This window comes from Pseudoalteromonas sp. G5_S1_14_S5, assembly GCF_054968605.1.
In genome coordinates, this window is the sequence record NZ_JBQKUM010000005.1 from 45,448 (window position 1) to 66,892 (window position 21,445).

21 protein-coding genes are annotated in these 21,445 nt (G+C 43.8%); 11 read left to right on the top strand and 10 right to left on the bottom strand.

The window, feature by feature from the left end:
• The first annotated feature begins 126 nt into the window (after positions 1–126).
• From ACTRWI_RS02735 to hutZ, 3 genes are all read left to right on the top strand, one after another.
• Positions 127–519 (top strand): hypothetical protein, encoded by a 393-nt coding sequence (locus ACTRWI_RS02735; RefSeq protein WP_499129159.1) that lies wholly within the window; start codon positions 127–129, stop codon positions 517–519.
• A gap of 56 nt (positions 520–575) precedes the next feature.
• A complete protein-coding gene (hutX, locus tag ACTRWI_RS02740) occupies positions 576–1,097 on the top strand; it encodes a heme utilization cystosolic carrier protein HutX (protein WP_499129160.1) in 522 nt (173 codons plus the stop codon).
• 135 nt (positions 1,098–1,232) lie between these two features.
• Positions 1,233–1,763, top strand: coding sequence for a heme utilization protein HutZ (gene hutZ / locus ACTRWI_RS02745; protein WP_004731858.1), 531 nt, complete (start codon positions 1,233–1,235; stop codon positions 1,761–1,763).
• Between the two features lie 459 nt (positions 1,764–2,222).
• On the opposite strand, the gene ACTRWI_RS02750 is transcribed toward hutZ, so the two are convergent.
• The gene (locus ACTRWI_RS02750; protein ID WP_499129163.1) at positions 2,223–3,137 is read right to left on the bottom strand and encodes a chemotaxis protein; all 915 of its coding nucleotides are present in this window, start codon (positions 3,135–3,137) and stop codon (positions 2,223–2,225) included.
• 213 nt (positions 3,138–3,350) lie between these two features.
• On the opposite strand from ACTRWI_RS02750, the gene ppiC reads away from it, so the two are divergent.
• Positions 3,351–3,629, top strand: coding sequence for a peptidylprolyl isomerase PpiC (ppiC, locus tag ACTRWI_RS02755; RefSeq protein ID WP_103878670.1), 279 nt, complete (start codon positions 3,351–3,353; stop codon positions 3,627–3,629).
• 274 nt (positions 3,630–3,903) lie between these two features.
• Positions 3,904–5,310 (top strand): alpha-amylase family glycosyl hydrolase, encoded by a 1,407-nt coding sequence (locus tag ACTRWI_RS02760; RefSeq protein WP_499129165.1) that lies wholly within the window; start codon positions 3,904–3,906, stop codon positions 5,308–5,310.
• A 106-nt stretch (positions 5,311–5,416) separates the two neighbouring features.
• Here ACTRWI_RS02760 and ACTRWI_RS02765 read toward each other — a convergent pair whose 3' ends face one another.
• From ACTRWI_RS02765 to ACTRWI_RS02780, 4 genes are all read right to left on the bottom strand, one after another.
• Positions 5,417–7,288: a methyl-accepting chemotaxis protein gene (locus ACTRWI_RS02765; protein ID WP_499129166.1), complete on the bottom strand. Its 1,872-nt coding sequence runs from the start codon at positions 7,286–7,288 to the stop codon at positions 5,417–5,419.
• 438 nt (positions 7,289–7,726) lie between these two features.
• Positions 7,727–9,097, bottom strand: coding sequence for a YjiH family protein (locus ACTRWI_RS02770; protein WP_499129168.1), 1,371 nt, complete (start codon positions 9,095–9,097; stop codon positions 7,727–7,729).
• 240 nt (positions 9,098–9,337) lie between these two features.
• Positions 9,338–9,958 (bottom strand): YoaK family protein, encoded by a 621-nt coding sequence (locus ACTRWI_RS02775; protein ID WP_499129170.1) that lies wholly within the window; start codon positions 9,956–9,958, stop codon positions 9,338–9,340.
• A gap of 232 nt (positions 9,959–10,190) precedes the next feature.
• The gene (locus tag ACTRWI_RS02780) at positions 10,191–10,610 is read right to left on the bottom strand and encodes a GFA family protein (protein ID WP_063525281.1); all 420 of its coding nucleotides are present in this window, start codon (positions 10,608–10,610) and stop codon (positions 10,191–10,193) included.
• Positions 10,611–10,705: 95 nt separating this feature from the next.
• On the opposite strand from ACTRWI_RS02780, the gene ACTRWI_RS02785 reads away from it, so the two are divergent.
• From ACTRWI_RS02785 to shyA, 3 genes are all read left to right on the top strand, one after another.
• Positions 10,706–11,359: a hypothetical protein gene (locus tag ACTRWI_RS02785; RefSeq protein ID WP_499129172.1), complete on the top strand. Its 654-nt coding sequence runs from the start codon at positions 10,706–10,708 to the stop codon at positions 11,357–11,359.
• A 123-nt stretch (positions 11,360–11,482) separates the two neighbouring features.
• On the top strand, positions 11,483–11,782 hold the full coding sequence (locus ACTRWI_RS02790) for an isoamylase early set domain-containing protein (protein WP_499129174.1): 300 nt from the start codon (positions 11,483–11,485) through the stop codon (positions 11,780–11,782).
• A gap of 322 nt (positions 11,783–12,104) precedes the next feature.
• Positions 12,105–13,421 carry a peptidoglycan DD-endopeptidase ShyA gene (gene shyA / locus ACTRWI_RS02795; RefSeq protein ID WP_499129176.1) on the top strand — a complete coding sequence of 439 codons (1,317 nt, stop codon included), beginning with the start codon at positions 12,105–12,107 and terminating at the stop codon, positions 13,419–13,421.
• A gap of 145 nt (positions 13,422–13,566) precedes the next feature.
• Here the strand turns inward: shyA and ACTRWI_RS02800 are convergent, their stop codons facing one another.
• A complete protein-coding gene (locus ACTRWI_RS02800) occupies positions 13,567–15,408 on the bottom strand; it encodes a putative bifunctional diguanylate cyclase/phosphodiesterase (protein ID WP_499129178.1) in 1,842 nt (613 codons plus the stop codon).
• Positions 15,409–15,513: 105 nt separating this feature from the next.
• Positions 15,514–16,410, bottom strand: a complete 897-nt coding sequence (locus ACTRWI_RS02805) for a LysR family transcriptional regulator (RefSeq protein ID WP_004737774.1) — start codon at positions 16,408–16,410, stop codon at positions 15,514–15,516.
• Positions 16,411–16,517: 107 nt separating this feature from the next.
• Between ACTRWI_RS02805 and ACTRWI_RS02810 the strand changes: the two genes are divergently transcribed.
• The 3 genes from ACTRWI_RS02810 to ACTRWI_RS02820 all read left to right on the top strand — a co-directional run bounded on the left by ACTRWI_RS02810 (position 16,518) and on the right by ACTRWI_RS02820 (position 18,541).
• Positions 16,518–17,723 carry a multidrug effflux MFS transporter gene (locus ACTRWI_RS02810; RefSeq protein WP_499129181.1) on the top strand — a complete coding sequence of 402 codons (1,206 nt, stop codon included), beginning with the start codon at positions 16,518–16,520 and terminating at the stop codon, positions 17,721–17,723.
• Positions 17,724–17,820: 97 nt separating this feature from the next.
• Positions 17,821–18,171, top strand: coding sequence for a hypothetical protein (locus ACTRWI_RS02815; RefSeq protein ID WP_004737776.1), 351 nt, complete (start codon positions 17,821–17,823; stop codon positions 18,169–18,171).
• Between the two features lie 235 nt (positions 18,172–18,406).
• Positions 18,407–18,541, top strand: a complete 135-nt coding sequence (locus tag ACTRWI_RS02820; RefSeq protein WP_004737777.1) for a hypothetical protein — start codon at positions 18,407–18,409, stop codon at positions 18,539–18,541.
• Between the two features lie 149 nt (positions 18,542–18,690).
• Here the strand turns inward: ACTRWI_RS02820 and ACTRWI_RS02825 are convergent, their stop codons facing one another.
• From ACTRWI_RS02825 to ACTRWI_RS02835, 3 genes are all read right to left on the bottom strand, one after another.
• Positions 18,691–19,308: a glutaredoxin domain-containing protein gene (locus ACTRWI_RS02825; protein ID WP_128164883.1), complete on the bottom strand. Its 618-nt coding sequence runs from the start codon at positions 19,306–19,308 to the stop codon at positions 18,691–18,693.
• Between the two features lie 85 nt (positions 19,309–19,393).
• Complete coding sequence (locus ACTRWI_RS02830) at positions 19,394–20,269, bottom strand: DMT family transporter (RefSeq protein ID WP_499129189.1); 876 nt, start codon at positions 20,267–20,269, stop codon at positions 19,394–19,396.
• Between the two features lie 155 nt (positions 20,270–20,424).
• Entirely contained in the window at positions 20,425–21,417 is a 993-nt protein-coding gene (locus tag ACTRWI_RS02835) for a porin (protein WP_499129191.1), read from the bottom strand.
• Between the last annotated feature and the right edge of the window lie 28 nt (positions 21,418–21,445).

Sequence of the window (21,445 nt, forward strand, 5' to 3'; positions counted from 1 at the left end):
CTGAGCGTCAATCACTGGACTCGCGACAACCGTGAACGCAGCATTTACAACAGTTTAACGAAAACCTATGCCGAGGTTTTGCCTATTGATTGATGTGCCGGTGGCAATATCGGTGGGCATGGTGTGATGCAACATCGAACTTTAGACAGCTACATGGAGTCTATTAAGCAAGGTCAATTACCAATTGCCATGATGACTAAACAGAGTGCCTTGGAACCGATGTTTTTCACATTAAAGGCCGGCTCTGACTCTGGTGTGGTTAGAAGAAGCACACTTCTAAGTTTTATGGGACAAGATACCTTTGATTACTTGAAACTTCTATTCGAACATTGGGAACAGAATGGTTTGGTTGAGCTTTCAGAAGATTATCTGAGTCTTACTATCGCTGGCAGCTTTTGGGCAGTAAGCCTAGCTCAGAGTGTTATTCAAGTGCTTAACGGCGAGTATCAGGCTACAAACACAGCTCCGAATGCAGCCGCAGCGGGTGTTCATCCACACGCGAGTTTGAAGCACGCTTAATATAGAATTTTCATTTTTTAACATACGTAATTACTTTTTTATAGGGAATATATCCAATGACAGATACAACATTAGAAGTAACAGAAACTCTAGAGCAACGTGTCGCACACATCCTAGAAGAAGAACCAAAACTGCTGCCAACCGCTATTGCAGAGAAGCTTGGCGTTTCAGAGGTTGAAGTCGTCGCTGCTTTTCCAAATGACATGGCAGTGATGCTAGATGGCAGCCGTGCTCAAGAAATTTTGGAAGGCTTAGTGGGTTGGGGACCAGTTACCACGATCGTGCACTCATTTGGCTCTATCTTTGAAGTAAAGGCGTCGTTCCCTAAAGGTAAAGTAGCGCGTGGTTACTACAATTTGATGGGTAAAGATGGCGAGCTTCACGGTCACCTTAAGTTAGACAATATCAAACACATCGGTTTGGTGAGCAAAGCGTTCATGGGGCGTGAAAGCCATTACTTTGGTTTCTTCAGTGAAACAGGTGAGAACATTTTCAAGATTTACCTAGGCCGAAATGAAAAGCGTGAGCTTATCGCCGACCAAGTAGAACGCTTCAAAGCACTAAAAGAACAAGATTAAGAAAAGCCAGCAGCAGTTAATAAAACATTCATGCTCGAGGACCATATAGATTAATGGTCGTTGTGAAACGCCACTAGGGTCGCTCAGCCTCGAGCAAACATAATAAATCAGAGAAAGCGAAGTAAGGAATTACCCATGGAACAACAAGTAAAACAAGAACGTCTACAAGGTCGCCTAGGTCCAGAAATTAAAGAGTTTCGCCAAGAGCGCCGTACCCTTCAACTGGCAACGGTTGATGAAGAGGGCCGCCCGAACGTGAGCTACGCGCCTTTCGTTCAAAACCAAGAAGGTTACTTTGTTCTAATTTCTGATATTGCTCGTCACGCTCGTAATTTGAAAGCGAACCCTCAAGTTTCTTTGATGATGATTGAAGATGAAGAGAGCTCAAAGCAGCTGTACGCGCGTAAGCGTTTAACGTTTGATGCGCAAGCAAGTGTTGTTGAGCGTGAAACTGAGCTTTGGACTCAAGTGATTGGCCAGATGCAAGAGCGCTTTGGCGAGATCATTGATGGCTTGAGCCAACTTCAAGATTTCTCTTTATTCAACTTGAAAGCAGAGAACGGCCTGTTCGTTAAAGGTTTTGGTCAAGCATACCAAGTATCTGGTGATGACCTAGTTGACTTTGTTCACCTGCAAGAAGGTCACAAAAAAGTATCGAACGAGTAATCCCATTTAAAGGATTACTAAGAGGCCTTCCATTTCGGAGGGCTTTTTTCGTTTGATTGCCTCTGTTATTTCATCTGTAAACCAAGAAATTGAGTGCCATTGAGATGATAAAAGCAGACTCAACTAAAGGTTTTGCTATATTGGCGTCTGATTAATAGTGATGTGTAAGGGTCGCTACGTGAAACCAGTGAGTCGAGATTGGGACGAGTTCTGTTATCCATTTATTTATGAAGACAGTCCTATCTGTGATTTTGAGATTCTATCGGATGAACTCTGTTGTCAAATTAGATTGGTGATGTCTCTAGAGTTAGAACCACAATTTCGTGAGTAAGAGCTATTCTATGCCAAAAAGCTCTATGCCGAAAAAGAAAGACGAACGTTTATTCCTTTTCTGATTAATCGATGAAAGCCTTAGAAGCTAAACTATCAAGCATGATGCTTTAGCTCCTAAGATAGAGTTTAAGCGTTCGTGGAGGCGTCGTCTAATGCTTTTGCGCCACGCAGCATGGCTTCGATTAATTCACCTGCATTGAATTTCTCAAGCGCTTCGTGGGCACCAACTTGATTAGCACGATCCACACAGATCTCGCTTGATAGTGAAGTGTGCAAAATACAGTAAGCATGGCTCAGTGCGCTGTCATTTTGTACTTCAAACGCAAGCTCATAGCCATCGAGTCCTGGCATCTCAATATCACTCACCAACAGGTCGACCGCATTACCAACGCTAGCTTGGCGTCTCATCAGGTCGATCGCATCTAATCCGTTGTTACAAATACTGTAAGGAATGTTGATACTGTCCAGAGCATCAGACAGCTGCTTACGCGCAATCAAAGAGTCATCCACTAATAAGATATTCAGTGCTTTTAGACGCTCTCGTTCAACGTCCGTCAGCATAGGGATTTGTGAGTTCTCGTAATCAGGGTAGATTTTGGAAAGCAGTAACTCTACGTCGAGCATTTGTACGATACGATCTTCAAAGCGCGTAATGCCTGTCACAAACACATTTCGTCCTACGCTTGCTGGTGGCGATTCAATGCTCTTCCAATCACATTCGATGATTTTATCTATTGAGCGAACCAAAAATGCGACTACGGTTCTCAAGCAATCCGTCACGATGAGTACACAATCTTGGTACTCAGCTGGAGTGATCGGACGAAAGCCTATCGCGGCAGACATATCAATGACAGGAACCGTGAGCTCGCGGATGGTCACTGTACCAATCACATGGTGATGGGAATAGGGGATTTGGGTCATTGGCTGAAAAGGAACAATTTCCCTGACCTTAAGCGTGCCAATAGCAAAACTTTGAGTGAGGGACAGTTTGAACATCAACATTCCCTGTGACTGACTCGCTTTACTTATCGGTTTGGCCATAAGTGGCTCCTGTTTACTATACGCTTAATTTGTAAAGAATAATTTAAAGGTAAATAACAGTCGCGGCAAGTAACTATACGGTTTTTAGGGGATTTAAGGTGGTTGTTTTCGGTTATTGAGTGAAGAATGGTAGCGCTTGGGTTAAAATCACGCTAAATACTCGCTGTCGAGGAAATAAGTCGGCAAGCAGACTGCAATAAATTGAGAGTTATCATGGCAAGAACAGCAGCAGCGCTTCATATTTTGGTGAAGCACAAAGAACAAGCAGAAGACATCATTAAGCAGCTTAAAAAAGGCGCTAAGTTTCAGACGCTAGCGAAGAAGTACTCAACCTGCCCATCTGGTAAAAAGGGCGGCGATTTAGGTGAGTTTCGTCAGGGGCAGATGGTGCCTCAGTTTGATAAGGTTTGTTTCTCTGGCGAGACGCTGGTCCCACATCTTGTTAAAACGAAATTTGGTTGGCACGTGGTTAAGGTTCTTTATAGAACCTAGTGTAAGATAATTATTAGATGGAATAAAAGGAGCGTATATACGCTCCTTTTTTGTGACTTTTTGATGAATTTAATTGGATTATGGCTGAGTGTTCATCCCGGGTACTATGCGATAATTAATGCTACGCCCTTCATCATCCACCGTTAGTAATTGGTAAGAGGAGGAGGGGTTTTAATGAGTAACTCATATAATAAATGCCATTCTTGAGGACATTTAAACAGCTTTGCCTTTAGCCTATCTAGAAAGCTGTAAACGAGTTTGGTAGGAGAACGACATGGAGAGTTCAGCTATGTTAAGCAATCCAGCGACAGATGTTATCTTGCACGCTTTTGACTGGTGCTATGCTGACGTAATGAAGAACGCCCCACTGATTCAGGAGTTGGGATATAAATCGGTTTTAGTTTCACCTGCGATGAAATCACTACGCGCGTCCAAAGATAGCGATCGAGCGTCTCGAACTCAGTGGTGGCAACGTTATCAACCACAAGACTATCGTATGATTGATAACCAGCTCGGTGATACGATCGATTTTATTGCGATGGTGAAGACACTAAAGCAGCACGGTCTTCGTACTTATGTCGATGTGGTATTCAACCACATGGCGAATGAATCTAGTATCCGCAGCGATTTAACGTATCCAAACGCACAGGATCTGACGTCTTATCAAAATGATCCTGAATACTATGAATCAATTCGTTTGTTTGGTGATCTGTCTAAGCCACTTTTTGATGAAAATGACTTTGTAGAAGCGTTCGGCATCAAGAACTGGAAAGATACGTGGGAAGTTCAAAACGGGCGGATCACAGGAGGAGCCTGTGATCCGGGCCTGCCAACTCTGCTCGACAACGACAATGTGGTCGCGCAGCAGCGAGCGTATTTAAAAGCTCTAAAAGCGATGGGTGTGAAAGGTTTTCGTATCGATGCTGCAAAACACATGACACTGTCACACCTAAGAAAAGTGTGGACGGATGATATCTGTGAAGCAATGCATATCTTTGGTGAAATCATCACTGATGGTGGTGCGACGGAGGAAGAGTACCAACTATTTCTCGAGCCCTACCTAAAGCACACTCGTTTAGGTGCTTACGACTTTCCACTGTTTAATACTATCTATAAAGCGTTTGAAGAGCAGGGCAGTTTTAAGTCTTTGATCAACCCTTACTGCTTTGGCCAAGCTCTATCGAACATGAGAGCCATTACCTTTGCTGTGACCCATGACATCCCAAACAATGATGTGTTCTTGGAACATATCATGGATGAAGTTGATGAGCGTCTTGCTCACGCTTTCATTCTTGGTCGTGATGGTGGTGTGCCACTTATATACAGTGAGCTGAGCACCAGTGGTATTCTGGATAAAAAAGGCCAGCCTCGTTGGCTCAATGATTGGCAAGCGCCATACATGAAAAGCATGATTCAATTCCACAATCATGTTCATGGTGAAGCGATGCGTGTGGTTGAAGCCAATGATGACTTAATGGTGTTTGTTCGTGGAGATAAAGGCATTGTAGTGATCAATAAGTCTAAGCGAAGCAAAACGGCATCGCTCTCTTGGACTGGACCAGTAACGGACTTGCTGTCAGGCAAAGTGATTGATTGCATTGATAGCAAAGTAACGCTCAAGGTTGAATCCAACCAATGCATGATGCTGACAACCAATGGCCCCGAAACTGCGAACCGTTAATCGGCCCATTTAAGAAAAGACTAAAAGAAAGGCCCGCTTACTGGCGTGAGTAAGCGGGCCTTTTCGAATTGAAGCTAAGAATCTAGCTGCTAAGAGAAAAAGATGACTAAACCGTGAACTTGTTCAGTAGTTCGTCTTGTTGGCGAACGTTGTCGGTTTGCACCTGCATCGCCGCATTTGCTTCTTGAGCAGCAGTAGACACTTGTGTTGAAAGGTCTTTGATCTTAACAGTGTTGTTGTTGATCTCTTCCGCCACTAAGCTCTGTTCTTCTGCCGCTGATGCAATCTGAATGTTCATATCAGAAATGCGTTGAATGGCATCACGGATGCGGTCTAGTGAAGAGTTGGCTTGCTGAGCTCGTTCAACGGCGTCAGTCGCTGTGTCTTTACTTTGGTTCATCGCGTTCGATACTGAATTTGCACCGGCTTGAAGCTGTTCAATCATGTTACGGATTTCAGTTGTCGATTCTTGAGTACGCTGTGCCAGAGTACGAACTTCATCTGCTACGACAGCAAAACCACGACCAGATTCACCTGCACGCGCTGCCTCGATCGCTGCGTTTAGTGCCAATAGGTTGGTTTGGTCCGCGATATCGTTAATTACCTTAAGAATCGTTTCGATGTTCGCTGTTGCTGATTCTAGGACTTGTACTTCAGCAACGGCTTGGTCGATACGCTCTGATAGGTGATCAATCGCTTGTGTGGTTTCACTTACGACCGATGTGCCATCTAATGTAGCCTCGTCCGCTTCACGAGCCGCAGCTGCTGCACCTTGAGCATTATTTGCTACTTCGGTTGCCGTTACTGCCATCTCGTTCATTGCGGTCGCAAGCTGCTCCAACTCTTGCAGTTGCGTGTTCATAGCGCTTGCTGATTCGCCCGCACCTCTTACTGTGATTTCAGTGCCACGCTTAATCTCCACCCCAATCGCCTTTGATTGGATGATTTGATTTTGTAGGTTTTCAGTAAAGGTATTGAAGCCTTTTGCTAAGTCAGAGAACTCTTCGTCTGTGTTGGTATCTAGACGCTTAGTCAGGTCACCTTGACCACTCGCTACGTCTTGAATCGCTTCGTTGAGAGCATCCAGTGGACGCATTAGCACACGAATCAGAACCGTTAGTGCAACGATACTCAGAACCACAGCGATCAAAGAATAGATCATTGAGCTGTGTTTCAAGTCTTCGACCGTTTGGTAAGCGATCTCTTCATCAAGGATGGCACCAATGTACCAATCTTCACTTGGAATATGTGTGAAGTTAACTAGGAACATCTTACCATCGACTTCGATCTCTTGAGAGCCCTCACGAATGATTGCTTGTGGCATGTAGCTTGAAAGCACTTCACCGTTGTTTTTCGCGTTCGGGTGAGCGATCGTTGTACCATCAGCAGTCACAAGGAATAGGTAGCCTGCATCAAATAGGTTTACTTGGTTGATCAATGTCGCCAGGTTAGTTAGTTCCATATCGTAGAACATACCTGCTGTGAAGCGGCCGTTGTCTTTAACTGGAGTACCAACTGAGATGATCACCTTCTTGCTTGATGCGTCCACATAAGGAGCGGTGACTATTAAACTGTTTTTGGATTTAGCATCAATATACCAAGGGCGAATTCGAGGGTCGTAATCTGGACCCGCTTCCCAAGCGTCATCATTCTCAATAACGAAACCGTTAGTTTCATAACCAAAACCAACGGCTAGGAAGCTGTTTTTAAGCTTTGGCTTTTCGAGAATGGATTTAACGTAGGTGCGATCATGAGGTTTAATTTCGATGACTTCAGTCGTCGATTGCGCCAATGCTTTTTTAGCGTTCATTTCTGATACTACGGTGTTCTTAACACCAGATACCATCTCTTCTAGGCTCGCATTTACGTTGTTCTGTACAGCACTTCTCACAGTGTAAAGTTGTTGTATTGAAAGCAATGATACTGTCACTAGCAGCAAGGCTGATGATGCAGCAACCACCTTATGGCTAAATTTCATTGAATTTTCCCCTTCTCACAGGCTTTGCGAAGACTAAAGTTAATTGTATTTTTGTACTTATATATATCGACAGGATGGGAATTTACTTGAATGTAAATTCACAAAATAGACTACAAAAATACAACAACCTAAACAATACAAAATTCACTAAATCACATGTTTGTTAATTTTATTAATTGCTTCAATGAGTTGAGGAGTTAGAAGTTTCGGACTTTAAGGTGAAGTTAAAAATGTATCAATCTCACTATTATGCACTTTGTTTTCTATGTGAAAAAAGGGGTGGATAAAAGATATAAAATTAACTGATATATCTATTAACTAAGAATCTGAATATAAGGTGAACTTGTGTCTATATTTTGTACAAATAAAAAGTCCCACAAAGTGAAGTGGGACTTTTTAATTTAAACGGCTTACTTAATTACATATGCAATATCTAAATTAGAATATTAGATGAGCAACGCCAGCAATAACAGGAAGTGTAATTAATGTACGCAGAATAAAGATAATAAATAGTTCTGCGATATTTACAGGGATCTTACTGCCTAGAAGTAAAGCACCTACTTCAGACATGTAAATCAACTGAGTTACCGACATTGCTGAAATCACAAAGCGAGTCATTTCGTTATCAATAGACGCTGCAAGAATTGCTGGGATGAACATGTCTGCAAAACCAACCACGATGGTTTCTGATGCCGCAATCGCTTCAGGAACGCCTAATAGCTCGAGGAACGGAATGAAAGGTTGACCTAGGAATGAGAACACAGAAGTGTACTCTGCAATGACCAACGCCATCGTACCAAGACCCATAACTACAGGTAGCACACCAAATACCATGTCTACTGCGTTACGAACGCCTTCGCCAAATACAGACTTAACTGATTTAACCTGTGATGCTTTTTTTACTGCTAGCTCAAGGCCCCAAGAAAACGTTGAGTGACCTGCAGGGATTGCATCTGCATCTTTCTCTGGCTTGCTGCCATCAATGAAAGTGTCTTTTTTCATGCTCAAAGGTGGCAGGCGAGGAATGATTACCGCTGCAACAATACCCGCTAGACAGATTGCTGCGTAGAAAGGTAAGAACAGGTGCTCTAGCTCTACTTGCGCAATAACCACAAGGCTGAACGTGATAGATACTGCTGAGAAAGTGGTACCCACAACTGCAGCTTCACGCTGAGTGTAGAATTTCTTCTCGTACTGTTTGCTTGTCAGTAGGATACCAACGCTGCCATCACCCAACCAAGAAGCCATACAGTCGATAGCACTTCGACCAGGTAGGTTGAAGATAGGGCGCATAACTTTACTTAATAGCGTGCCAAACAGCTCTAACAAACCAAAGTTAAGTAGAAGAGGGAGTAAAAGACCAGCAAAAATGAACACTGAGAACAGTGTCGGGAGCAGACCTTCTAGTACTAAGCCGCCGGTGTTCTCTTCCCAGATAAACTCAGGGCCAACTTGGAAGAACGCCATGAATGCAGCTGCACCACCGATTAGACGAACCGCCAACCATAGTGGAGAAGGGTTGAAAAGGCCTTTTAAAAATGAATTCGATGTAATGAATGAAGGCTTGAAAATGGTGCTTAAAACTGAAGCTACAGACATGAAAGCGACGATCGCAGTGATGATAGAGACTAGGTATTCACCGAAAATCGCTTGAATTGACTTGGCTAGGATAGCAACAGGGATGGTGAGATCGCCTTGATAGCTAATTGGAGCCATGAAAAGGAATAAACCAATCAATGATGGGATTAGGAAAACCCAGAAGCTGCCTTTAGATTTCTCTGGTTGAGCAGTATTCGTGTTGTTAGACATGGTATTGTTCTCGAATTTCTACACGTAAAAAAGCCATTTCCTTGGCATTTTTATTCACTAAACGTCCGTGTTTTCTTAGTAGATGCAAGATTACCCAGTATTAATATTGCTTGCAATACTATTCATCAAATATCGCTAAATATTCATGTGGGTTATTCTGCTATGCATTAAGAGTTTAGAATAAAGTGTTGCAGATGTTACGTAATTTGAGGATATATTGCCAGTTCTTTATGAGCTTGCTCAGGTGTCTGTTCTATGCGTCAAATAGAGCCGGTAGCTAAACGCAATAATAAAGGCGAAAGAGGCAGGGAAAGCGAGCGCCAAAATTTCAAAACGTTGGAACAAGCATGCGCCCGTTAAGCCACTAAATAGAAAGCCTACGACAATGAACATGAGCAACTTTGCTTTTCGGCGATCAAAGGGGGTACCTTTTAGGCGTGCACCAGTCATGATCCCTAGATCCGTGATAATACCACTCATGTGAGTAGTACGGATAATGGCACCGCTGTATGTGGTGATCATTGCGTACTGCAAGCCACAAGCTGCGGAAGCAAAATATTGGCCGAAGGTGTAACCCTGTAGGAGTGCCCAAAGTACCAGGAACAGCACCCCACCTTCTATACAAAGAGCAACCCCGTAACGGCGCCCTAGCTTCAGTGCTTGGTTTTCGACGAAAAAACTACTAAAAGCCGCGCCCAGCATAAAACTCATGATAACGAGTAATAGATGCAAAGAAGCTGAGGTGGGCGTAAGTAAGCTACTCCCTAGTAGAGAGACTGTGCCTGAAATATGTAAGATCGCCTGGTGTTGGAAACCAAGTAGACCGATAGCATTTACGCTGCCAGCAAGGCCAACTAACAAGAGAGCGCCGTACTCACCCAGCGAGTCAGCTTAGAAATCATGGGGTTCACTCTGGGTTAAAACGAGAAGCAGATTATAACGCTGCCCGAAGGGTTCGAGCTGGGCGCCCCCGCAAAAAGCGTTTTACTCTTAGTTGAGTGAGATTTGCTTAGAATGACTAGGCAAATCTCATTCGCCGCGATTAAAACGCTTTTGCATCAAACAAAATTTAACCGCGAAAGGTCAACACGCCCTAATTATAGTGACTCATTTGATGGTCAAATTTGACCCAACCATGTTTGCGCTCTTCGTAGACGGAAAAGCTCGGTAGCGGGAAATCTTGTTCTTTAAATAATCCAAGCGGGACGATGTAAAAGTCCGAGGCGGCAACGGATTGTAGCAACATGGTGGTGCCACATTTGGGGCAGAATTGATAAGTCACTTCATTGCCAGTATCGCTAATGCGCGAAAATGAGGTTACCTCTCCACTCAGAGAAATTTGTTCCGTTAGGAATCGAGCTTGTACACCAAAAACACTGCCGGTTCGTTTTTGGCACTCATAGCAGTGGCAGACAGAGGTTCGCTGAGGTTCCCCTCTACACACGAGATTGACTGCACCGCAGCGACATTCGCAACTTCTGATATTTTTATCTTTACTATGATTGATATCCATCCGTGCTCCAGTTCTGATTATCCCTGTATTGATAATTATACTAAAGCCCTTTATGGTCTGCACAACAGGATGAAAACAAAAGAATAAAATGGCTCATGAAAAATAAAATCTTACCGATTCCGCTGATTTTACTCATTCCCATTGTGATGTTGGTGGTTGTCATCGTAGCGGGGGTTTACCGCTTCAGTCTGAGTGATGAAGAAATCTTGGCGAAGTTCCCTTCTTCTCAGGTCAGTTACGACTCGGTGGTGGAAACTGTGTTTGACTTGAAGACAACCAACCCATGGACAATCAAAGTACCTGAAACGAATGCTTATGCTTTTATTAGTGAAGTAGATGAGCCGCTATTGCTAGCCTCTGGACGTTACGACTCGGGCGTGGAGCGCGGAGTGGTAACCGTTGATACTCAAAAACTGTTCGTTTCCAAATTGGGAGAAACTCACTTTTATGTCGCGCCAATGTCGGTGTCTAACCAAGGTAGCGGTGTCTTTTATTATCTAGGTTTGTTTAAGCATGACCAACAGCGCAGTCGTGTGGTGCTGGTGGATCAACTCTTCCTCGGCGATCGTGTTCAGATCCAAACCCTAGAGGTCGCTAAACAGGAGGGCACTCAAACAAAAGGTAAACAAAGCGGGGAAGGTTTTATCGGCTTTACTCAGTATTCTGTGGAACAATCATTTGGAGAAGCGCCTTCTGAAAAGGTGTTAATGAGCTTTTCTTTTGATACGCAATCAATTGGTAAGAAATAACGTTTTTGTTAGTGTAAGGATCTGTTGTTTATGTGAGCTAATTTACATACTATCTTATGTAGATGAATGAAATTTAGACACTCATAGCCTTGTGTCTGCTTACTTTACAAATGGAGCTTGCTAATGATTAATAAACGTTTTTTTAAAACGAAAGATGAAGTTGAAGTGACTTTTGAGCTAGAAGCTCAGGAAGCGAATTCTGTGTCTATCGTTGCAGATTTCCTTGATTGGAAAGCGACGCCAATGAAAAAGTTGGCGAAAGGGAAAGTATTTAAGTTTAAAACTCGCTTGCCTAAAGGTGGCGAGTTTCAATTCCGTTACCTTGTTGACGATCAGCAATGGGTAAACGATGCTAATGCCGACCGCTACATCCCTAATGAGTTTGGTGAGGATAACTGCTTGGTATCAACGGTAATCGCTTAATCGCAGCCCCCCAGAAACTAAGCACTTTTTACCAAACGAGAGTTGGTTGAGTTACTCGAAGTCTATTCCGTGGCTTGATGAAATTACTCACTAATTCGCCTCGGTTGTTAATTAATCGAAACAGAATAACGTAAATCAATATAAGGCAGGGACTAGCCGTTTCTGCTTTTTTATTTTCAAATTTAGCGGTTAATTTTATTTAATGGGATGACTTGTTCCTGTCTCGACAACTCAATGACTTAGGTATATCCAGTAAGGTTCGCGTCATATTATGACAATGCGTTGATGATTTATGCGTTTGAAAAGCATATCCTATGCCTTTATGTCGCAGAAAGACCTGTTTACCGTGTATTCAAAAATATTTTCCTCTCCGTTTGCTGAGCTTTCACCTGTAAAAAAAGTAGCGATTTTAGGACTGCCACTTGTTGCCGCAATCGGCCTTGCTCTGCAATCGTCTCAATCGAATCTGACGAAAACGATCGATTTGAACCTACCTGATTCAACCGTGATTGAGTCTATTTTGTCATCTTCTTCTGTCGTGGTTATTGAACCGCCAACGTTTGAATATCGAATTCAAACGGGTGACAACCTAAGTAGCATCTTCACTCAACTTGGTTTCTCTTACAAATCGATGATGAATGTGATGGAAACCGACTTAAACTTCCTTGCACTTGATACGCTCCGCCCCGGTAATACGCTCCGTTTTTGGCGTGATGAGGCGACAGGTGATCTATCCAAAATGGAACTTCAATTCAGTGTTGCTGACAAAGTGGTTTACCGACTGCTTGAAGACGGCTCTTATGAATTTGAAGACATCTCCATTCCAGGTGAGTGGAGACATAAACCTTTAGTGGGTGACATTCAAGGCAGTTTCTCTGTATCAGCAAATAAACTGGGTCTAAATGGCCTTGAGATTGACCACATTGTTACCTTGTTAAAAGACAAATTGAACTTTAGCCGCGACCTACGTGCTGGCGATAAGTTTGAAGTGCTGCAGAAAGCACAGTTTGTCGATGGTGTTGCCACTGGTAAACGCGAAATTGAAGCGATTAAGATCATTAACAAGAATCGCGTTGTCTCTGCGTATCTGCATACTGATGGACAGTACTACGATGCAAATGGTGATAGCTTGCAGCGTGCTTTCCAGCGTTATCCGGTAAGCCGCGGTTGGCGTCAAAGCTCTCAGTTCAACCCTAAGCGTTTGCACCCAGTGACAGGTCGAGTTTCACCGCACAACGGTACTGACTTCGCAACGCCGATTGGTACGCCAGTTCAGGCAACGGGCGATGGCAAAGTGATCATGACGCGTAAACACCCTTATGCAGGTAACTACGTAGTGATTCAACACGGTAGTACGTATAAAACACGCTACCTGCACTTGAGCAAGATTCTGGTTCGTAAAGGGCAAATGGTTTCTCGTGGTCAACGTATTGGATTATCAGGGAAAACGGGTCGAGTTACTGGGGCACACCTTCATTACGAACTGATTGAACGTGGTCATCCTGTCGATGCGATGAAAGCGAATATTCCAATGGCAGACTCTGTTCCGAAAAAGGAAAAATCAGCGTTTATCGCAGCGAGAGACGAAGCGGATGTCTTGCTACAGAAAGAATTAGAAGTACAATCGAAAAAGAGTTAATGATTGACGTTTAGTCGTCATTAATAAGATCGTTAAGACCACACAAATGAAATAGCCGCGATATTAAGCCTAATTTTGAACTATTTGGCTAGGAATCGCGGTTTTTTTGTTCTCAAGGCAACGGGCTTTTCGACGTTAGTCATGCTCAAGCGAGAGGCTCAGAGTGTGTCACGTAGCTGACAATGGCTTCTGGTCTCATTGGTGGAGAGTAGAAATATCCTTGGATCTTGTCGCATCCCATTGCGTGTAACTTTTCTAACTGTTCCTGTTTCTCAACACCCTCAGCCACTAGTGACACATCGAGTCTATGTGCCAGTTGGACAATCAACCAAACGACGCTCTCCGAGGTGGAGTTAGTCAGCAAATTGCGAATGAACGTAGCATCAATCTTAATGCAGTCGATCGGATAGCTGTGAATGTAGCTCAGACTGGAGTAGCCAGTACCGAAATCGTCCAAAGCGATAGTAAAACCTTGCTCTCTGAGGGAGTTAAGTGCGGCTTTCGTTTCTTGGGTCGGTGATAGCAGTACGGTCTCGGTTAACTCAATAACAAACTCGTTTGCTGCAAAGTGATGTTGCTCAATGGCCCGAGTAAGGTAAGAGATATAACGCTTAGAGTCGGTAAGCTCGTGGGCAGAGCAGTTTATCCCGAGCTTGATTTTATAGCCTAGCCCTTGCTCTAACGTTTTCTTTGCACGGCACACTAACTCGATGATGCGCTCACCCAGTTCAACAATCAATCCAGACTCTTCTGCTACTTTAATAAACTCCACTGGAGAGATATCGCCATGTTGAGCGGTTTTCCAGCGTGTCAGTACCTCAAAGTATTCCCAACGTTTTTCCCCCTGGCTAACGATAGGCTGGGCAACCACGTGCATGCCATTGCCATTTGGCGTTAGGTAATTGGAAATAGGGTTTTCAAGTTCACTTCGCAGTGCGGCAATGAGCTCCGACTTTCTTTGGTAGCGAAATCTTAGATGGGTGTCATAACATTGAATGTGGGTATCGGGGCTTTGTTTGCACTCTTTTAATGCCAAGCTGGTGTTGAAGATGATCTGTTCGACATCCTTGTTGTCTCCTTCTGAGCGAGCAATACCAAAACTGACCTCAAAATCGATCTTGATGTCGATGCTGGAGTCTTGTTTGATCTTCGCTAGTATTTGCTCACAGATGGCGATTGGATCGGAGTGGTAGGTTATGAAAGCAAACTCGTTGCCTGCGGTACGAAATGTAAGGTTGTTCTCGGGTAAGGTGCGGCGTAACGTCTCAGCGACGAACTGCAGCACTTTGTCACCAATATAGTTACCGTGCTGGTCGTTGATCGCTTTAAAGCTGTTTATATCGAGTAATGCAACAGAAAAGGGCGTTACGCTTTGCTGAGTGATTGACTCTAGGGTATCTGACAAGCAGCTACGGTTGAGTAAGCCTGTTAAGCTGTCATGCGAGACTTCATAGCTAAGTTGATTCACCAGTTGCTCAGAACGGTCAGTAAGCCACATCTCTCTTAATGTATGGATAATGATGTCAGCGAACAGCTGGTGATGTTTGATCACCTCTTGCTGTTGGCTTGGGCTAAGCGGGGATGTGAAAGTTGAAAATAGTACGCCCATCACTTCTCCACTCTGAGTACGAGTTGGTATCGCGATAGAGTTTTGTGAAGTGATCTCCTGTCGAAAGGCGGATGTCGGTAGAGATTGAACAACATATTGAGCAAACGAGCAGTCCGGGTGTTTTTGATTAACGGCCTGCTGGTAGATATGCTCATGACGAGCGTTTATCTTATCGTGTAAAACATGATCAGAGTGCGCGATAACGAGAGGAACAGCCTGGTCTGGAAAGTACTTCTTCTCAATGATGCTGGTATACTGCGTATCAAAGGTTTGATGTAAGGTGAGTACAGCAGACTCAAGAAGGTCGACACCTTCCAACTTCAATAAGCGACCTATGCGCTCTGTGTTTATTATGCCGTTCTGTGTATGTTGAGTCATAGTCACCATCCATAGTTAACCAGAATCACCGCGTACAATTGTGATATGCGTCTTGTTTATTATTGTCCTCACTGCATATTTTTTCAAATTTATTTGTGACTAGTTTCACAAAATCTGAGTGCTACGTTCTTTGTCTAGCCTATCTTTGAGGTGATCCAGAAACAGTTTGGTTCGTGTATGCGAGTAATCAAGCTTAGGGTAGTAAGCGTAAACCATCACCTCATCAGCGGTGATATTTGGCAATACTGGAACTAATGTCCCTTGTTTTAGATCTTCTTTGATCATGGCTTTGATGGTCAATAATACTCCCATGCCTCGCTTGGCCGCGTGAAATAGAGCCTCAGGATTGGTTGTCGCAAAGTTTCCATTCAATGTGATTCGTTGTCCTTTCGTTAACGTAACCTCACGAGTAGGGCGCTCACCCCAAATCAACGAATTGTGTTGCTCTAGATCTTGTTCACAGCTTGGGTAGCCATGTTTCGCCAAGTAGCTTGGAGCGGCGTAGAAACCGGCTTTGTGCTCGAACAAAGGTGTTTTTTTAAAGCTTAACGAGTTGAGTTGCTCGAGTTCGCGACTTATCACCAGATCTAAGCCAAGTTCAGGCAGTTGCCCTGAAGTGGTGGTAATCAGCTGTACTTTTATGTCTGGATACTTTTCTAAGAAATCGTCCATGTGTTGGACCAGAAATTTAGACCCAACAGCGATGGTTGCGCCAATTTTTAATAGGCCTGCGGGCGTTTGGTTAACCGAGCGAGTTTCATCAATGATCGACTGCCAGTTATCGAGCTGATCTTTGGCACGTTGGTAAAAGAGTGCACCTGCTTCAGTTTGGCTAATCGAGCGAGTCGTACGCTTAAGTAGCTGAGTTCCGATACGCTCTTCAAGCCAGTTTACCCGCTTACTGATCGCAGAGCTGGTGGTATTAAGCTTTCGGGCTGCACCATTAAAACTTCCTTCTTCCACTACTTTTACATAACTTTTTACGTTAAGTATCCAATCCATATTCTTTCCTGTTGGGAATTAATCAAATTCCAATTTGGTTAATTATCAATTGCTGGCTCTGAATGTAAACTCATCTTTGAACAAATAACAAACGAAAAGGAAATTTTTTGAGCCAATCGACCTTTAAAAAAACACCATTACTGTTGGCAATGATGATCATTGCTACTGGGCAAGTGGGTGTCAGTATTTACCTGCCATCACTGCCGCTGATTGCTGCTGACTTAAGTGTCACTCAAGTTGATGTACAGCTGCTCGTCACACTATTTTTAGTGGGTTTTGGCTTATCTCAACTATTTTACGGACCGATGTCAGATGCAGTTGGACGAAGACCTATCTTCTTGTTAGGTCAGGGTGTTTATTTGATTGGTACTGTTGTTTGTGTCGTCTTTTCTGACAACATGACAGCGTTAGAAGTTGGTCGCTTATTACAAGGTTTAGGGGCGGGTAGTGCTTCGGTGCTTGGGCGCAGTGTGCTTCGCGATAGTTATGATGGCGCACAACTCACTAAGGCCTTGTCTTACATCTCAATTACCGCTTCGATCATGCCGATCATAGCGCCTGTATTTGGTGGCTGGATTTCATTCCACCTTGGTTGGGAAGCGGTGTTTCTGTTTGTTTTGCTCTATCTACTCGCGATATTCACTCTGGGCTATTTTGTTCTTCACGAGACGCTCCCCTATAGCAAGAGTCGTTTCCAAGTAAGCCTAGTCGTCAAGAACTACGGATGTTTGATAACAAATCGACAAGTGTTGAGTAGTGCCAGTTACAACTGGATGAGCTACATGGCAAGTTTGGTGTCGTTATCTTTGTTCCCATTTTTAATGCAGGAGCAATTGGGGCTGACAGCTGCGGAATATGGGTCATTAATGATTGTGCCTTCGGCGGGCTTGCTGATTGGCAGTGTGGCATTGAATGTTCTGAATCGTCGTTTTAGTACGCCTCAATTGATGAGCTTTGCAATCTTGATCATTTTAGCGTCTGGAGTTTGGTTGCTGACACATGAATTAACCATCTTTAACTTGGTATGGGCGTTTACTTGGCTGACCATTGCCCAGGGTATCTCATTCCCTCTCTCTATTAGCATGTTGTTGGAACCACATAAGAAACAAGCGGGTGCTGTCTCTGCATTATCTGGCTCGATTCAAATGTGTTTAGCAGGTTTATTGGGCGGTTATTTGGTAGAGAGTTGGGTGACGAATCATCTGCAGCTCGGTGTATTCTACTTAGTGATTGGTGCGGCTATGGGCTCGGTGCTGTGGTCTTCAACACGAATGAAAAAGAAGCTTGGCGATACTGAAGTCGAATATGGTTAGCTTCCTGTGCTGATGTTTGTGTACGCGGCCTTTAATACGTTGTATTTGGATAGATGGTTTTCTACAATACCGGCGTCCATTTAATAGGTAATAAAACATGCAGCAAAATGAATTTGAAGTACTGGTAAAAGCTATCTGTGCACTAGATGGCCTACCACAGGCACTTGAGCTATTGAAATCCAATGAAGATACTGAAGTCGCTGAGGCTGCCGCATCACTGACTGGTCAATTTGCGCTAGCTGAAGTTGAAGGTGAAAAGCGTATTTACCACGTGACACTTCAAGAAAACGAACAGGGTGAAGAGCAAGAGTACATCGAGCATGTGATGAATGAAGGCGATGACTTGATCAAATTTGCCGCTTGGTTCTTTGAAACAATGTTCGAACTAAAGCAAAAAGAGACTTACCAGATTGCTGGTAAAACTTACCGTCAGCCAAAGCGTAGCTAAGCGTTCGTTGTCGCCAACAGTCATAGTTTGACGCGGCTGTTGTTAAGCAAAACATTCATAAAGAGCAGCTCACTTGAGCTGCTTTTTTTGTGAATATCTCAAGCCGTTCTTACGCATAAAGGTGTGTTGCAATAAAAATAGATAACTTGCAATAAAGTGTGATTTGGATCTTGTTTTTGGGCGTTTTCAGTGTAGAATCCGCGCACAAGAAAGTTGATTATGTGCGGAGATAAGCATGAACTACGAACTAGGCCACGCATACCTTGGTCAAATGGCAGCAAAAAACATGATGCACGAAGCAATGTACGGCAAGTCAAAGCCGAAAAAAGCATCATTCATCAAGCGAATGATGAAGAAAATGGCTAAGTAACCATTTTCCAAAACGGAATTTTAAAAGGCCTTAAACTCTTTGAAGTTTAAGGCCTTTTTCGTATGCGCGATAGGTGATTTTATCGCTTTGTTCTATTGTGGATGGACACAAAAAAACATTAATTGGTGACTGAAATTCTTTGAGGAAGATTAGCCTGTTGATTGGTTAGATAGGTCGACGACGTTATTTGGAATGCTGTCTAGACCGTTTTCCTTCATCCAAGCTTCCAAGTTATCAGCCCCGCCGATGTACTTACCATCAAGCCAAATCTGAGGCACGGTTACTGGCGTTTTTTGACCGATGTGCGCTTTCACCTCAGGAATCATTCGATATAGAGCTGCACTGTCTTTAACCACGTCATGGTAGGTATACTCGACACCCGCTTCATCCAACATTTTCTTTGCTTTTACGCAGTATGGGCAGGTCGCTTTACCGTAAACAATATTGCCTTTTAGGCTATCTCGTTTCGTCCACTCTTGGATTACCGATTGTACGAGTACGCCACGGTTAAGCGCTTCACCTTGGCTGACTACCTTACCTTCCACAACTAAGATAGGAGCGTGCCAAGCCCCAAGCTTTAGAGGCTCCCACCAGTGAGACAACCAATCTTTCACTTCTAGTTCGACATCGACATCTGCCAGTTCATTCTCAAAGGTGTCCTTCAGAATGTCTTTGGTAAGGGTACATTCTCCACATGGGATGTTTACTTTAAATGGACCCCAGCTGCCTGCCCAACGGTACAGTGTAATCTTGATTGGTTTCTTCATGGTTACGACCTCGCTTCAAATTCTCTTATCAATATAGAACGGACAGCAGAACTATTTATTTCAAACCTTCTAAATTTTCTTCGTTTTAGCTGGTTTTTTTTGTTTCCCAGTGAGTGATGAAGGCGACAGACGCAATAATGATTGCCGCACCTAACCATAGACGACCTGGCGGTACCCAACTGAATACTAGCCACCCAGCTAGCACATTTAGAGGTAATTTTGCATGGTCAAACGGTTGGACAAAGGATGCATCAGCCACTGAGTAGGCTTTTACAATGGCCCATTGTGCGAGGGCGGTTAACACACCAATTACAGCCAGAATACCCCAAATGGTAGTGCCACTTGGTGTTTGCCAGTCAGGCACGGCTAATATGATGTTGAACGGTGTAATCAATAGTAGGAGATAAACCACCATGGTTGATGGGCTATCTTGTGATGACAGCTTCTTCACCATCAGCGAGTAGCACGCCCAAAAGAATGCAGCGCCAATAGGTAATAAGGTTGCCCAACTAAAGTCTTCGGCCCATGGCTCTAGAATGATCATTGCACCAATGAAGCCCGCTAATGTTGCTCCCCAGCGTGCAGCACCAACTTTTTCTTTTAAGAACAGTCCCGAGCCTATCGTCGCAAACAACGGAGAGGTCATCAGCAGTGCGATACCTTGCCAGATCGGCACAGGGTAAGCGAGTGCCCATATCCAAAGCTGGATACCAATGACCGACAAAAAGACACGGAATACGTGCAGTTTGAGATTGTCGGTCTGGAGTGCGCGGCGAATACCTAGTGTTTTCAAGTAAGGAAGAATGGCTAATAAAGCAATGGCGTATTGAATGACGGCAACGGTAGTAGAAGTCAGTCCGAATTGAATGCTAGCAATTTGAGTCAGGCTGTTAATTACGGCAAAGGCTAAGCCTGCGGTAAGCATCCAGCTAGCGCCTTGGATCGGATGGTGTTGTGACATGATGTTTCTAATTATTTGATGTGGTTTGCCTATGATACGGATTTAGCACCACTTAACCAGAAAAAGCATCGATGAAGTTGGTCAGAATATTCGAAGATGAAAAAAGGCTGAGCAATTGCCCAACCTTTTTAGTATCTACCTAAAGTAAATTTAGATTAGAAGTCGTAGCGAACACCTAGGCGAAGCGTATCTTCACCTTCAGTTGTTAGTCCTGTAGTTACGTCTTTCACTTCATCTAAGCCATTGATGTAGTAAGAAAGGTATGTACGGAAGTTGCTGTTTAGTTTGTAGTAGCCAACAAGCTCGATGCCATCAACAGAGTCGGCCGTAGAACCGTTTGCCGCTTCATCTTCTTGATATGTGTATACTGCTGCAGCAGAAAACTGCTTAGTGATTTTATATTGTGCTGCGAATTCCATTGCAGTGAATGACTCAGCGATAGGGCCAACGGCTTTATCGTTTAAGTCACCCGTTGAGTAAGTTGCTGCTAGGTAAAGGTTATCTAGTGAATATGCTAGGCCAGCAAGGATTTGGTTTGCGCTTCCTTTACCTGCTCCTAGATCTTGACCAGAGTATGCAAGACCAAGATCCAGACCGATTGGCAATGAATAAACACCAGAGATGCCGTAACCATCAGAGTCTTTTTCACTGTTTGCTTGGTAAGTTGCTTCTAACTGAAGGGCATCAAAGCCACCGCGGTATGCAAATACGCTATCCTCTTTATCTGAAGCTGCGTCGATTACTTGCTGAACACCTGAGAATTCAGTGATATCTGTAAAGTCAGATACGATGACTGAAGCCATGTCTTGGCGGCCTACTGAGACTGCTTGACCACCGAAATCAACACCAGCGTACATGTAACGGTTATCAAACTCGCTATCACCAGTGCTTTGCTCTGCTTCGTAGAAACCGAATGCAGTAACCGTATCGGTAAGTTCTGTTTTACCGCCAAGGTTTAAACGGAAACGAGTCTTATCTTCCATTGTACCTTCAACTTCAGCACCACCAGAACCAATGAAGTCACCACGGAATTCCGCACGACCACCAATCTTAAGCTCAGTGCCGTCAGAGCTGTAAACTGTTGCTGCTAGAGATGAACCTGAAACTAGTGCTGCTACCACTGCAGAAGCTAGAACTGCCTTTTTCATAATCACTTACCTTGTATTTTAAAATCCG